Annotated in this window: 14 protein-coding genes; 11 read left to right on the forward strand and 3 right to left on the reverse strand. The window is 68.6% G+C overall.

Annotated elements, in window-relative coordinates; all coding sequences use genetic code 11:
* Positions 1-39: 39 nt before the first annotated feature.
* The 6 genes from ACIOU8_RS08865 to ACIOU8_RS08890 all read left to right on the forward strand — a co-directional run bounded on the left by ACIOU8_RS08865 (position 40) and on the right by ACIOU8_RS08890 (position 5535).
* Complete coding sequence (locus ACIOU8_RS08865) at positions 40-1215, forward strand: sensor histidine kinase (RefSeq protein WP_400788240.1); 1176 nt, start codon at positions 40-42, stop codon at positions 1213-1215.
* Entirely contained in the window at positions 1212-1847 is a 636-nt protein-coding gene (locus tag ACIOU8_RS08870) for a response regulator (RefSeq protein WP_400788242.1), read from the forward strand. The genes ACIOU8_RS08865 and ACIOU8_RS08870 overlap by 4 nt, the downstream gene beginning before the upstream one ends.
* A 94-nt stretch (positions 1848-1941) precedes the next feature.
* A complete protein-coding gene (locus ACIOU8_RS08875; RefSeq protein WP_140036307.1) occupies positions 1942-2703 on the forward strand; it encodes an ABC transporter ATP-binding protein in 762 nt (253 codons plus the stop codon).
* Complete coding sequence (locus ACIOU8_RS08880; RefSeq protein ID WP_400788245.1) at positions 2700-4172, forward strand: FtsX-like permease family protein; 1473 nt, start codon at positions 2700-2702, stop codon at positions 4170-4172. The genes ACIOU8_RS08875 and ACIOU8_RS08880 overlap by 4 nt, the downstream gene beginning before the upstream one ends.
* A gap of 83 nt (positions 4173-4255) precedes the next feature.
* The gene (locus ACIOU8_RS08885) at positions 4256-4912 is read left to right on the forward strand and encodes a 2-phosphosulfolactate phosphatase (protein WP_400788247.1); all 657 of its coding nucleotides are present in this window, start codon (positions 4256-4258) and stop codon (positions 4910-4912) included.
* Between the two features lie 116 nt (positions 4913-5028).
* Positions 5029-5535, forward strand: coding sequence for a DUF3054 domain-containing protein (locus tag ACIOU8_RS08890; protein WP_400788249.1), 507 nt, complete (start codon positions 5029-5031; stop codon positions 5533-5535).
* A gap of 23 nt (positions 5536-5558) precedes the next feature.
* Here ACIOU8_RS08890 and ACIOU8_RS08895 read toward each other — a convergent pair whose 3' ends face one another.
* The 3 genes from ACIOU8_RS08895 to ACIOU8_RS08905 form a co-directional block, all read right to left on the reverse strand.
* Positions 5559-6047 (reverse strand): SprT-like domain-containing protein, encoded by a 489-nt coding sequence (locus ACIOU8_RS08895; protein WP_140036311.1) that lies wholly within the window; start codon positions 6045-6047, stop codon positions 5559-5561.
* Between the two features lie 46 nt (positions 6048-6093).
* Positions 6094-6621: a hypothetical protein gene (locus ACIOU8_RS08900; protein WP_400788252.1), complete on the reverse strand. Its 528-nt coding sequence runs from the start codon at positions 6619-6621 to the stop codon at positions 6094-6096.
* A gap of 112 nt (positions 6622-6733) precedes the next feature.
* On the reverse strand, positions 6734-7594 hold the full coding sequence (locus ACIOU8_RS08905; RefSeq protein ID WP_400788254.1) for a spermidine synthase: 861 nt from the start codon (positions 7592-7594) through the stop codon (positions 6734-6736).
* A 200-nt stretch (positions 7595-7794) separates the two neighbouring features.
* Here ACIOU8_RS08905 and ACIOU8_RS08910 point away from each other — a divergent pair, with 200 nt between their 5' ends.
* The 5 genes from ACIOU8_RS08910 to ACIOU8_RS08930 are packed head-to-tail and all read left to right on the forward strand — an operon-like array spanning position 7795 to position 13298.
* Positions 7795-9087, forward strand: coding sequence for a sugar ABC transporter substrate-binding protein (locus ACIOU8_RS08910; RefSeq protein ID WP_400788256.1), 1293 nt, complete (start codon positions 7795-7797; stop codon positions 9085-9087).
* A 14-nt stretch (positions 9088-9101) separates the two neighbouring features.
* Positions 9102-10079, forward strand: a complete 978-nt coding sequence (locus tag ACIOU8_RS08915; RefSeq protein WP_400788258.1) for a carbohydrate ABC transporter permease — start codon at positions 9102-9104, stop codon at positions 10077-10079.
* Positions 10076-10909, forward strand: coding sequence for a carbohydrate ABC transporter permease (locus tag ACIOU8_RS08920; protein ID WP_400788260.1), 834 nt, complete (start codon positions 10076-10078; stop codon positions 10907-10909). The genes ACIOU8_RS08915 and ACIOU8_RS08920 overlap by 4 nt, the downstream gene beginning before the upstream one ends.
* Entirely contained in the window at positions 10906-12417 is a 1512-nt protein-coding gene (locus ACIOU8_RS08925) for a glycoside hydrolase family 3 N-terminal domain-containing protein (protein WP_400788262.1), read from the forward strand. The genes ACIOU8_RS08920 and ACIOU8_RS08925 overlap by 4 nt, the downstream gene beginning before the upstream one ends.
* 14 nt (positions 12418-12431) lie before the next feature.
* Entirely contained in the window at positions 12432-13298 is an 867-nt protein-coding gene (locus ACIOU8_RS08930) for a MurR/RpiR family transcriptional regulator (RefSeq protein WP_400788264.1), read from the forward strand.
* The last annotated feature ends 19 nt before the right edge of the window (positions 13299-13317 follow it).

The raw sequence follows: 13317 nt of genomic DNA on the forward strand, positions 1-13317 counted from the left end.
CGGATGCGAGGCGGATGCCGTGCCGCGTAGCGTGGGGGAGTGATCCGCCCCCTCTCCCGCACGGCGCTCGTGCTCGACATCGTCGGGGCGGCGCTGCTCTTCGTCATCCTCACTCCGTTCTCGGTGGTGTTCTACGGTCCGGGGACGCTCGGCCAGGGAATCGACGGCGCTGCGGTCGCGGCGATCGTGATCGCGGGCATCCTGATGTTCGGCGGCGTCGCGATCGGCAGGCTCGCTCCCGGGCTCGCGCTCGCCGCGGCCTGGGCGGGGGCGATCGTGCAGATGCTCTCCGGATTCGGACCGCTGCCCATCGATGTCGCCATCCTCCTCGTGCTCTATGCGACCGCCGCCTGGGGATCCCGGGTCGTGCTGTGGTGGGGATTCGGCTCGGCGCTGTTCGGCGCTTTCGTATCGGCCGTCTACCTGGTGGTCGTGAACGGTGTGACCTCCGGAACCAGCGGCTGGGATCAGCTGACCACCGGCACGCTGCTCCTCGTCGTCTCGGTGCTCGCTCTCGGCTTCGCGTGGGTCTGCGGCCTGCTGTGGCGCGTCATCCTCCGCGCCCGACGCACACGGTCCGCCCAGCTGGAGGCGGAGTCGCTCGCGGCTGAGGAGCAGGAGCGCGTGCGAATCGCCCGCGATATGCACGACATCGTCGCTCACTCCCTGGCCGTGGTGATCGCCCAGGCCGACGGCGCCAGGTATGCGGCCGCTGCGAAGCCCGAGATGGCCACCGAAGCTCTGGGCACCATCGCTCAGACCGCTCGCGGCGCCCTGAGCGACGTGCGACTGTTGCTCACCCAGCTGCGCCACCGCCAGGGCGACGGACCCCAGCCGACGCTCGCAGACCTCGAAGCTCTGTTCGCGCAGGTGCGGCAGGCCGGCGTCGAGCCCCGCATCACCGTCGATCCGATGCCACCGGGGGAGCCACCGGGGGCGATCCAGCTCGCGGTGTATCGGATCCTGCAAGAAGCGCTCACCAATGCCATCCGACACGGCGACGGATCGGTCGATGTGCACCTCGCCTGGCTTCCTGATCGCGTCGACATCCAGGTGCGCAACACCGTGGGGCGCGAGCAGCCGCAGATCGGCGCCGGCCACGGAGTGATCGGCATGCGCGAACGGGCGCAGCTCGTCGGGGGTAGCCTTCAGGCGGAGCGTCAGGGCGCACAGTTCGTCGTCGCCGCCTCGCTCCCGATCGGAGAAGTCGCATGATCAGGGTCGTCCTCGTCGATGATCAGGCGCTGTTCCGCGCCGGCGTTCGCATGCTGCTCGCCTCGCAGCCCGACCTCGACGTCGTCGGCGAAGCGGGCGACGGCCGCGAGGGCGTCGCTCTCGTGCGTGCGACGCGACCGGATGTGGTGCTGATGGACATCAGGATGCCGGTCATGGACGGTCTGGCCGCGACCGCCGAGATCCTCGCTCAGCCCGACCCTCCCCGCATCGTGATGCTCACCACCTTCGATCTCGACGAGGCGGCCGCTCGTGCCATCCGTCAGGGGGCCAGCGGATTCCTGCTCAAGGACGCCGACCCCGAGTTCCTCCTCGCGGCGATCCGCACCGTGCACTCCGGTTCGAGCGTGATCGCCGCCTCCGCCACACGTGAGCTGTTCGAGCACTTCGCCGAGGCGCCGAAACCGGTGCCCGTGCAGTTCTCCGCGCTGACAGACCGTGAGCGTGAGATCTTCGCGCTCGCTGCCAGGGGCCTGTCGAACTCCGAGATCGCCGCACGTGAGTACCTCAGCGAGGCCACCGTGAAGACTCATATCAGTCGCATCCTGACGAAACTCACCCTGCGTGACCGCGTGCAGCTCGTGGTCTTCGCCTTCGAGCACGGGCTCGCCTGACCGCACGGGCGCCCGCGGGATCATCCTTGCGATGTAGACGGATGCGCCGTCAGGGCGACGCGGTGGCACCCCCGCCGTCCGTAGCGTCGAAGGCATGGAGATCACGACCACCGACCTCGGGCTCGCAGCCCGCGTCCAGCACCTCACGAAGACCTACGGCGCCGGCGAGGGCACCGTCCACGCGCTGGACGACGTCAGCGTCGGCATCCGCCGCGGGCAGTTCACCGCCATCATGGGGCCGTCCGGTTCGGGAAAGTCCACGCTCATGCACATCATGGCCGGCCTCGACACCCCGACGCAGGGGAGGAGCTGGATCGGCGACACCGAGATCACGGAACTCGGCGATCTCGACCTGACGATCCTTCGTCGTCGCCGAGTCGGCTTCATCTTCCAGGCGTTCAACCTCGTGCCGACGCTCACTGCCCTCGGCAACATCATGCTGCCGTTCGAGCTCGACGGACGCCGACCCAGTGCGATCGAGAAGGCGCGCATCGATGGACTGATCGAGACGCTCGGGCTCGGATCACGGCTGCAGCACCGACCGCATCAGCTGTCGGGCGGCCAGCAGCAGCGCGTGGCGATCGCCCGTGCGCTCGCCACGGCACCCGACCTGGTCTTCGCCGATGAGCCGACCGGCAACCTCGACTCGAAGACCGGACGCGAGGTGCTGCAGCTGCTCGCGACCGCGAGTCGCGAGCACGGGCAGTCGATCGCGATGGTCACGCACGACGCGATCGCGGCGAGCTACGCCGACCGGGTGCTGTTCCTCGGCGACGGACGGATCGTCGCCGATCATCCGCGTCAGAGCGCTGAGCAGATCTCGGCCTACATGCTCGCCGCCGAGGTCGCGGCATGAGCGCCGTCATCGAGTCTCCGGCCCGCACTGTCGTCGCGCAGACGTCCGCGACCGGTCCGCGCCTGGCATGGCTGCGCGACCGGGGGATGGGAGCCAGCGTCCTGGTCGCGACGCTCTCGGCCGCCTTCGGAGTGGTGCTGGTCGAGACCACGGCATACCTCGGAGCGGTGCTCCAGGCAGACCCGTTCATCGGTGACAGCGAGACCCTCGCGTTCGTCGTCGGCCTGCTCTCGGTGCTCCTCACAGGCGTCGCGATGTACGTCGCGGCGATCGTCACCGCCAACACCTTCTCGACGATCATCGCCGGGCGCACTCGTCAGATCGCGCTGATGCGCCTCATCGGCGCGACCGCTCGGTCGCAGCGCGCCGAGGTCGGCAGTCAGGGGCTCGTGGTCGGCGTCATCGGCGCGGCACTCGGGCTGCTCTCGGGCCTCGGGATCGCAGCCGTCGGTGTGCAGATCGGCTCCGGGCTGATCGAGAACCTGCCGACGGGGTTCACTCTCGCCCAGCCGTTCATCGCCCTGCCCGTGATCGGCGTCGCCCTCACCACCTGGGCTGCGGCCTGGGCGGGCTCTCGACGCGTGCTCACCGTCACACCGCTGCAGGCGATCGGCGGCTCGGTCGAGCGCAGCCACGAAGAGATGTCCCGCCCCGGGCGTCACCTCGGCGCGTGGGTGCTGCTGGTCGCAGGCACCGTCCTGCTCGCGGCAGGCGTCGTCGTCGGTCTCGCGCATCCGCTCGGGGTGGTCGTGGCCTTCTTCGGCGGACTGCTGTCGTTCACGGGACTCGCGCTCGGATCGGTGCTGTTCATGCCACCCGTGCTGCGTCTGGTGGGGAGGATGTTCGGATCGAGCGCCACCGCGCGGCTCGCGGCCGAGAATGCCCTGCGCTATCCCGAGCGCTCGTCGCGCATGGCGATCGGCGTCGTGATGGGAGTCACGCTCGTCACGATGTTCGCGGTCGCGCTCGAATCGGTCAAGCAGATGCTGATCGGCCAGGTCGAGGGCGAGACGCCCGCAGAGTTCTTCACTCCGTTCGACGCCTTCGCGTCGGTGATGATGGTGCTCGTCGCCGTGTCCGCGGTGATCGCCGCGGTCGGACTGGTCAATCTTCTGACGATCGGCGTCGTGCAGCGTCGCCGCGAACTCGGACTCCTTCGCTCGATCGGCCTGTCCAATGGGCAGGTGCGCCGCATGGTGCTGCTCGAGGCCGCGCACATCACGGTGGCCGCGACGCTGACCGGGTTGATCCTGGGCATCGCGTACGGATGGATCGCGGCGCAGTCTCTGCTCGGGTCCGTGCCGACCCTGCCCGACTTCGAGCCCGCCGGGCTCGTCGCGCCGCACGTGCCGTGGCTGCCCGTCGTCATCATCGTCGTGGCGACCGCTGTGCTGACCCTGGTCGCCGCTGCGACGCCGACCCGTCTCGCTACCCGCGTGGCGCCGGTCGATGCGCTCGCCGCAGACTGACGGCATCCGCGCGCCCAGCACGCCCCGTGACCCAATCGGTCATCGGGGCGTGCTGGCGCGTGCGGTCGTTCTAGGCTGGACGGATGCCGTCTCCGTTCGACCAGTCCACATATCAGGTGCGCCTCGAATGGGGCGTCGACGGCATCGACCGCCTCGCGGCCGCCGATGTCGTCGTGGTCGTCGATGTGCTCCGCTTCTCGTCGACGGTGGCGGACGCCGTCGCATCCGGGTCCACCGTCTCGCTCGACGACGCACGCGTGTGGTCTCGCAACGGCGCAGCGATCGCCGCCCATGGTGGTGGGGCGGTGGTGCTGATCGGAAGTCTCCGCAATGCCTCGGCGGTGGCGCGAGCGATCGCGACGCTGCAGGATCGCAATCAGGCGCGCACGTCGGTGAACGTGATCGCGGCGGGCGAAGCCGACGCTGACGGAGCCGTGCGGTTCGCGGTCGAGGACCACCTGGGGGCCGGAGCGATCGTCGCCGCGCTGACCGATCTCGGCATCGACCACACCGGGCCCGATGCGGCCGTGGCGGCCGAGGGATTCCGGGCGCTGAAGAGAGCGCTGCGCCATATGGTGAGTGCGAGCGGATCGGCACGCGAGCTCGCAGACGGGGTGGCAGCGACCGATCGGATGCAGGCATCCGGGGTGGTCCCGACGACGACGACGAGCGCCGCCGAGCTCGATGCCCTCGATGTCGTACCCGTGCTGCGCGACGGGGTCTTCGTCGCGTTCGACTGACTCGTTCGTCCGGAATCGCGGCGACGGAGCATCTCTCCTTCCTGGACTCGCAGTGCGGTCGGCAACAGGCCGTGCACTCGGCGCGGGTTTCGCCACTCCCGACGTAGGGTCGTGGCATGAGGTTCGTCCCCGCTTTCATCGTCGATGCCGTCCTGGTGCTCGTCTTCGCCGTGATCGGCCGTGCCTCGCACGGTGAGAGCCCCGCCGGGTTCCTGATCACCGCCTGGCCCTTCCTCGTCGCGCTGCTGGTGGGTCACGTCGTGGCCGCTCTGCTGCCGGCGAGGCCGCGTCGTCCGTGGTCGTTGGGCTGGGGCGCCGTCGTCTGGGTGGTCACGGTCGTCTGCGGGCTCCTGTTGCGGGTCTCAGCGGGGGACACCGCTCAGATCGCGTTCGTCATCGTCACGACACTCGTGCTCGGACTCTTCCTCGTCGGCTGGCGAGCCGTGGCAGCATTCCTGCGTCGACGAGCCGCACGCGCGAGCGACACCGGTGCGGAGCATGAGCGGTCTGATGACACGGTCGCGGATGACGGGGCCGCCGCCGATGAGCTCGCCGATGAGGCGCAGCCGCAGTCGGATTCGGCGCCCGAAGCCGATCCCGAAACGGGCCCGCAACCGCGCTGACATTCGACCGCGCTGGTGTGCTGTCAGCGCGACATCTGGGCGGCGAGCCTCGTGTCGGCCGTGATCTCGCGACGTGTCCAGTCGAAGAGATAACGGGCGTCGTAAGACCGCGAGCATCGCGCGCACGACGTCGCGCGCGACGGGCGCCGGTGACGGTAGGTGACGTGACCGGCGGGGCATCGACCGACCCATGGCGCGAGTTCGACCGCGGTCTCGCCATGATGCGTCGTTCCACCGACATAGCCCAGGTCGCGGGCCACGCGCTTCCAGGTCGCGCCATGGGCTGCCTCGTGACCGGCGAGCGCATGCGCCACCTCGTGCAGCAGCACCTGATGGATCTCGTCGTCCTCGAATCGAGCCGCGAGATATCGGGACACGGTGATGCGCTTCTTCGTGTAGTCGCACTGCCCGGCACGACGCTTGGCGTGGTCGAAGCCGAACGACCAGCTGTCATCGAGGTGCATCGTGATCAGTGCCTCGCCCCAGACGCGCACCCGGTCAAGTTCCGCCATGCGATCAGGCTAGGCCATACCGCCGACATCACCGCTCAACGGAACGTCAGCCGGCGACGAGCTGTGTCGTACGCCGCCGTTCGGCGGCTTCGATCGCGAGCAGCACCGTCTCGAGCTCTCGGTCCTGGGCTCCCGCTTCACGGCGCAGGAACAGAGACTGCTTGAAGCTCTCGCGGGCCGTCTCATAGTCGCCGGCTTCGTACGCGTTCTTGCCGTGATGGTGGTGGGCGAACGCCGCGATCGAGACCCAGCGCTGTCCCTCAGCCTCGGCGGCGCACGTGGCGAGTTCCTGTGCGGCCGCGGCGTGTGCGCCGCGGTATTGCAGGATCGTGGCGTGGAGCACCCGCGCACGGAGGACGTCCTTGCGCGTACCGGCCATGCGCGACTGGCGCACGGCCTCGTCGGCGAGGGGGAGCGCTTCGTCGAGACGGCCGAGGACCTTCAACAGCCAGACCCGCTCCAGCAGGGCCGGAAGGCTCCGCTGACTCTCGATCTCCTCCAGCCGCGCGGCACATTCACCGAGGTCGACCAGCTCGCGAAGGCTCTCCTGGTCGTATCCCTGGATGAAACTCATTGCTCTCCTTCCGCAGCGTCCCCCGTCCAGTGTGCCTCGCGACGGCGCGGTCTTCGGGGCGGCACGCCCCACGGAGCCCGCATCCGGATCGCGATCCGTGACATCGCAACGTTCAGCGGAGGAACAGTGAGGCATCCGGGCGAGGGGAGGCGACGGCATCCGCGTCCGTGACCACGCGCGCGCCCTGCACGAAGGCGGTCACCTCGGCCCCCTGGGCGATCTTCGCAGGATGCGGTCCGGCGGCCAGCATTCGGGGCAGCCATTCGCTCGGCAGCGGAGCGGCCGACGCCGCGATCACGAGGTTGCCGAACCTGCGGCCCTTCAGCACCTGCGTATCGGCGAGGACGCCGATCTCGGGCAGCACCTCCGCGATCGTCGCGACCTGGCGCCGCGCGAAGGCGAGCCCGGGGCCGTCGGCGACGTTGACGAGCAGCACACCTCGAGGCGCGAGAAGCTCGGCGAGTTCGCGGTAGAACTCGATGCTGGTGAGGTGGGCGGGTGTCTGGGCGCCCGAGTACACGTCGGAGACCACCAGATCGCAGCTGCCGACGAGGGCAGGCGGAAGACGGCGGGCACCCTCGCGGGCGTCACCGATCCGCACCCTGATCGACGCGCCTCTCGGCAGCGGTAGCTGCTCGCGCACGAGTGCGGCCAGCGGGGCCTCGAGCTCGATCACCTGCTGTCGCGAACCCGGTCGCGTGGCCTCGATGTAGCGGGGGATCGTCAGTGCTCCCGCTCCCAGGTGCACGGCGGTGAGGGGGCCAGCCGCGAGCTGGTCGATCACGGCGCCCATGCGCACGATGTACTCGAAGTGCAGGTGCGTGGGGTCATCGAGGTCGACGTGCGACTGCGGGGTGTCGTCGACGATGAGTTCGAAGCCGGTGGTGAACTCCGACGGCACGATGCGGGCTGTGCCTCCGTGGTCGAGACGGGCCTGCGGGTGCTCGGTGTCCTTCGCTCGCGTCCTGCCCATGCTCCGAGACTACGCGCTCACTGCGCCCTGAGACCTCCGGGGCGAGGGTCCTGGCACGCCGCGAGTCTGCCCGCCGGGGCCGATGTTACGGCCGGATGACGTTTCCGAGAATAACTTGCAGGGAATTAGTTAGTGATGAATACTTTTTCCTACGTGGTAGGCACCCGATGCCGCCAGGACGTTCAAAGAGGAGATCCCTGATGCACAAGCGCATTCTTCCGGTCGTGGCGCTGGGCGCCGTGGCCACACTGGGCCTGGCGGCCTGTGCCGGTGACGGAGCAGCCACCGGCGGAGCCGTCGACGGAGAGGGCCAGGAGCTCACCGTCTGGATCATGAAGGGCACGAACCCCGACGCGACCGCGTTCTACGACGAGGTTTCGAGCGCCTTCGAAGACGAGACCGGGGCCACGGTCAAGATCGAAGAGATCCAGTGGGCCGACGCCCACGACCGTTTCGTCACGTCGATCGCCGGCGGCACGACGCCCGACATCGCCGAGACGGGCACCACCTGGACCGCGGAGTTCGCGGACGCAGGCGCCCTCGAGCCGCTCGACGAGTACGTCGACGCGGAAGACGGCCTGCGTGACGACCTCGTCGAAGGACTCGCGGTCGCCGGCACCTACGACGAAGAGCTGTACGGCATGCCGTGGTACGCCGGTGTCCGCTCGATCGTCTACCGCACCGATGTCTTCGAGGAGCTCGGTCTCGAGGCTCCGAAGACGTGGGATGACATCGTGACCGCCGGTGAGGCGATCAAGGCCGCCAAGCCCGACATGCTGCCGTTCCCCGTCGCGGGCGACGCCGAGTTCCAGGTGTACCCCTGGGTCTGGGGCGCGGGCGGCGAGGTCGCCACCCTCGGCGGCGACACCTGGACGAGCGAGCTCGACAGCGACGAGTCGCAGGCCGGCATCGAGTTCTACACCGGACTCGCCACCGAGCACGGCTTCTCCTCCGCCGGTGCCACGACGTGGAAGGAGACCGACCTCCGTGACTCCTTCACTCAGGGGAACGTCGCCATGATGCTCTCGGGCTCGTGGACCCCGAAGGCTCTGATCGAGGCGAACCCCGAGCTCGAGGGCAAGATCGGCGCAGCCGTGATCCCCGGTGAGGACGGCGGAATCGCTCCGTCGGTGCTCGGAGGCTCGCACCTGTCCGTCTTCAACACGACGGAGAACGCCGACCTCGCGTGGGAGTTCGTCAAGCTGATGACCACCGGCGAGTTCGCCGAGCAGTGGGCTGACGAGACCGGCTACTTCCCCGGCGTCCAGTCGGCGATGGAAGCGGCTCTCGCCTCGACCGACCCGCTCGTGGCTCCGTTCGCGCAGCAGATGGTCGAGGGCGGCGCATCCGTGCCCGTCACCCCGAACTTCGGAGCCGTGCAGGCGAAGAAGACCACCAACTCGATGATCCAGGCGATCCTCGGCGGGCAGAAGGACGTCGCCACGGCGACGAAGGATGCCGCAGCTGAGATGACCGAGCTGCTCAACAAGTAAGGCTGTATCCCTTCATGTCGATGGTGCAAGCGCCACTGCCGGCCACGAAGGCGGAGTCCACCTCCGCTTCCGTGGCCGGCGGCCGGCCACGGAAGCGAGGACTCTCGCTGCTCACGGCCCGCCCCTGGCTTCTTCTCGCGCCCGGGCTGGTCATCCTCGCGGTGCTCATGCTCTGGCCGCTCATCCAGGTGTTCATCTTCTCGCTGCAGGATTACGGTCTGCGCGAGATCAACACCGGCGAGAACAACTGGATCGGCGTCGACAACTACGTCGAGGCGCTCACCAACCCGACACTCTGGACCGTCGTCCTGCCGAACACCGTCGGCTTCGCTGCTGTCGCGGTGTTCGTCACGGTCGCGGTCGGCACGCTGGTCGCGCTACTGCTCGCGAAGCTGGGCACGGTATGGCGCACCATCGTCTCGAGCTGCATCATGGTCGCGTGGGCGATGCCCGCCGTGACCGGCACCTATGTCTGGACGTTCATCTTCGATGCCGACCGAGGCATCTTCAACACCACGCTGCAGAACCTCGGCCTGATGGACGAGCCGGTCAACTGGTTCACCAACCAGTGGTCGTTCTACGCGATCGTGCTGCTCAACGTCGTGCACCACGGCTTCCCGTTCGTGGCGATCACGGTGCTCGCCGGCCTCCTCGGCGTCTCGAAGGAGATGCTCGAGGCCGCAGCACTCGACGGGGCGAACGCCTGGAAGCGCTTCTGGAAGATCATCTTCCCGACGCTCAAGCCCGTCTTCTCGGTCGTCATCATCCTGTCGACGATCTGGGACTTCAAGGTCTTCGCGCAGGTCTATCTGATGCCGGGCGGTGGGGGAGGCAACCGGTCGGTGCTCAACCTCGGCGTCTGGTCGTATGTCGAATCCTTCGGCCAGAACCGCTACGGGTTCGGCGCCGCCCTCGCCGTGCTGCTCACCCTCGTGCTGATCGGAATCACGATCGTGTACATCCGCTCCCTCATGAAGGAGGACGAGCTGTGAACCCCCGCCCGTCCGCCATGTCGCGCCTCGGCACCGGCATCGCGATCGCCGCCGTCCTGATCTTCACGCTGTTCCCGGTGTACTGGATGGTGTCCAGCGCCTTCGACGCCAAGGCCTCGAGCGGCGGTCAGTCGCTGCTCCCGCAGGAGTTCACGTTCGACAACTTCGCGTACGTGCTCACCGACGGCGGCTTCGGCACCTATCTGCGCAACTCCGCGATCGTGGCCCTCGTCACGGTGCTCGTCAGCGCGCTCGTGTGCCTGCTCGCGGCGGTCGCCGTCGCGCGCTTCCGCTTCAAGTTCCGCACCACCATCCTCATGATGATCCTCATCGTGCAGATGGTGCCGCTCGAGGCCCTCGTCATCCCGCTGTTCCTGCAGGTGAAGAGCCTCGGGCTGCTCAACAGCATCCTCGGTCTGATGGTCGTCTACGTCGCGCTCTCGCTCGCGTTCGGAATCTGGATGCTGCGCGGATTCGTCGCCGCGGTTCCGGTCGAGCTCGAAGAGGCCGCGTACATCGACGGCGCCAGCTGGTGGCGGATGTTCCGCTCGATCCTGCTGCCGCTCGTCATGCCCGGCCTCGTGGCCACCAGCATCTTCAGCTTCATCACGGCCTGGAACGAGTTCATCTTCGCGATGACGATCCTCGGCGGCGCGACCGACCAGTACACGGTGTCGATCGGTCTGAAGTCGTTCTTCGGCCTGCACTCCAACGACTGGGGAAGCATCATGGCGGCGTCCACGATCATCACCATCCCGGTCATGATCTTCTTCGTGATCGTGCAGCGTCGCCTCTCGGCCGGAATGGTCGCCGGAGCTGTGAAGGGATGACCGACGAGCTCACGCGCCTCGCGAATGCGGTGCTCTGGCCGGGCTTCCTCGGCACGGAGGCGCCGGCGTGGCTTCTCGCCGAACTGCACGACGGCCTGGCGGGTGCCGTGTACTTCAGCCAGAACGTCGGCGATGGGCTGCCCGCCCTGAGCGACGAGATCCTTCGCGCCAACCCGAACGCCCTGATCGGGATCGACGAGGAGGGCGGCAACGTCACGCGCCTCGAGTCCACGGCGGGATCCACCCTCCCGGGGGCGGCCCAGCTCGGGATCGTCGACGACGTCGAGGCGACGAGGGACTCCGGTGCGGAGCTTGCTCGACGAGTCGCGGCGATCGGCGCCAACGTCGTGCTCGGTCCCGTCGCCGATGTGAACACGGATCCGCGAAACCCTGTGATCGGCGTCCGCTCGTTCGGCAGCGACGAAGAACTCGTGGCCCGACACGTGCAGGCGGCGGTCGACGGCCTGCAGAGCAACGCGGTCGCCGCGTGCGTCAAGCACTTCCCCGGACACGGCGACACGCATCTGGATTCGCATCATGCGCTGCCCGAGATCTCGCTCGGCTTCGAAGAGTTCGAACGCGTGCACCTCGCGCCGTTCCGTGCCGCGATCGCCGCGGGAGTCGATGCCATCATGACCGCGCACATCGTGGTTCCCGCGTGGGGGCAGGAGCCGGCGACGCTCAATCCGCGGGTGCTCGGGATGCTGCGCGATTGGGGTTTCGACGGTGTCATCATTTCGGACGCGCTCGACATGGCGGCCATCCGCGAGACCGTCGGCATCGGCCAGGGCGCCGCTCGTGCCCTGGCGGCCGGCGCTGATCTGCTGTGCATCGGCAACCCGACCAACCGGGGTGAATCCACGCTCCCCGACCAGGACAGACGAGACTTCCTCGCCGCGCGCGACGGGATCCTCGCGGCAGTGAGCGACGGCTCGCTGCCGCGCGAACGACTCGCCGCTGCGGCTCGGCGGGTCGCCCGTCTGGCGGAGACCCTCCACGCCCGTGCCGTCACCGTGCCTCCTGTCGGCTACGACGGATCGGAGATCGTCCGACGAGCGATCACGGGAACGGCAGCGGATGCCGATGCGCTCGCGGTCGTCGACGCCCGCCGCCGTTCGACTCTCGCCGTCGACAGCGCCTCCGCGTATGTGGCTGAGACGCTCGCCGCCGACGGCTACCGTGTTCGTGTCGACGTCGCCCGTACGTCGGTCAAGGAGCAGGACGCCGCCCTCGAGCAAGCGGTTCTCGCTGCGGGGCTGACGGTCATCCTTCTCGACCGGCCTGACGCCGATGACGCGCAGCGCTCACTGGTCGAGCGCGCCGCTGTGCGCGACCCCGAGGCGGTCGTGGTCAACGTCGGACTCGCGGCCCGGCGGCCTCTGCCGCTTCCCGTCGTGGAGGTCGCATCCGCGAGCAGGATCGGTGCGCAGGCTGCCAGAGATCGGCTGACCGGCGTGCCCTCGCGCCGCGCCGATCCGTCGCCCGGCAGCGCAGGTCCGCCCGACTGAGGCAGGATGACACCGTGGACGACGATGTTCTCGCGCTGGTGCGCCGATCCGTTCCTCGACTGAGTGCTGCAGAAGCACGGGTCGCGGAGACGATCCTCGGCGACCCCACGCTCGTCGTCGATCTCGCCATCAACGATCTCGCGCAGCTCTGCCACACATCTCTGTCGACCGTGGCGCGATTCGCGCAGTCGCTCGGTTTCAGCGGATACCGGGAGCTGCGGGTCGCGGTCGCCCGCACGGTCACGCTCGCTCAGGCGCAGCGGGCACGTTTCGGTCTCGACACCACGGCGATCGATCCTGACGACGAGCCGTCGGCGATCGCCGCGAAGCTCGCGGCTCAGGAGATCGACGCGATCGAGAAGACGGCGCTCGGGCTCGATGCGGACGCACTCGACAGGGTCGCGAGAGCCGTCGTGGCGGCCCGCCACGTCGATCTGTTCGGCCAGGCGGCCTCGTCGTTGACCGCCCAGGATCTTCAGCAGAAGCTCTCTCGCATCGGGTGCTCGGTCGCGCACTCCGCTGATCCGCATCTCGCCCTCACGACGGCGTCGCTGCGGACCTCGGCCGACGTCGTCATCGCCTTCTCGCATGGAGGCGAGACCCAGGAGGTCGTCCGCGCGGTAGAGATCGCCCGAGACGCGGGCGCGCTGTCCGTGGCGATCACGAGCGCGCCCGACTCGACGCTCGCGCTCGCTGCCGACATCGCGCTGATCACGTATGCGCAGGAGTCGCCGTTCCGCATGGCGGCGATGTCGAGCCGCATCGCGCAGCTGGCCCTGGTGGACATCCTCTTCGTGCGGGTCGTGCAGCACCGGGGTGAACCCGTGGTCATCCCACTGCAGCTCACGCACGACGCTGCGGCGTCCCGTCGCCATCGTTGACAGCAGCCGCCGAGTCTCG

The organism is Microbacterium sp. NPDC087589 (assembly GCF_044743635.1).
In the GTDB taxonomy this organism is placed as follows: domain Bacteria; phylum Actinomycetota; class Actinomycetes; order Actinomycetales; family Microbacteriaceae; genus Microbacterium.

Bases quoted from the DNA above. Each gene is read 5' to 3' on its own strand.
- ACIOU8_RS08870 (WP_400788242.1), top strand. From the start codon at position 1,212: ATGATCAGGGTCGTCCTCGTCGATGATCAGGCGCTGTTCCGCGCCGGC.
- ACIOU8_RS08875 (WP_140036307.1), top strand. From the start codon at position 1,942: ATGGAGATCACGACCACCGACCTCGGGCTCGCAGCCCGCGTCCAGCAC.
- ACIOU8_RS08880 (WP_400788245.1), top strand. From the start codon at position 2,700: ATGAGCGCCGTCATCGAGTCTCCGGCCCGCACTGTCGTCGCGCAGACG.
- ACIOU8_RS08885 (WP_400788247.1), top strand. From the start codon at position 4,256: ATGCCGTCTCCGTTCGACCAGTCCACATATCAGGTGCGCCTCGAATGG.
- ACIOU8_RS08890 (WP_400788249.1), top strand. From the start codon at position 5,029: ATGAGGTTCGTCCCCGCTTTCATCGTCGATGCCGTCCTGGTGCTCGTC.
- ACIOU8_RS08895 (WP_140036311.1), bottom strand. From the start codon at position 6,047: ATGGCGGAACTTGACCGGGTGCGCGTCTGGGGCGAGGCACTGATCACG.
- ACIOU8_RS08900 (WP_400788252.1), bottom strand. From the start codon at position 6,621: ATGAGTTTCATCCAGGGATACGACCAGGAGAGCCTTCGCGAGCTGGTC.
- ACIOU8_RS08905 (WP_400788254.1), bottom strand. From the start codon at position 7,594: ATGGGCAGGACGCGAGCGAAGGACACCGAGCACCCGCAGGCCCGTCTC.
- ACIOU8_RS08910 (WP_400788256.1), top strand. From the start codon at position 7,795: ATGCACAAGCGCATTCTTCCGGTCGTGGCGCTGGGCGCCGTGGCCACA.
- ACIOU8_RS08915 (WP_400788258.1), top strand. From the start codon at position 9,102: ATGTCGATGGTGCAAGCGCCACTGCCGGCCACGAAGGCGGAGTCCACC.
- ACIOU8_RS08925 (WP_400788262.1), top strand. From the start codon at position 10,906: ATGACCGACGAGCTCACGCGCCTCGCGAATGCGGTGCTCTGGCCGGGC.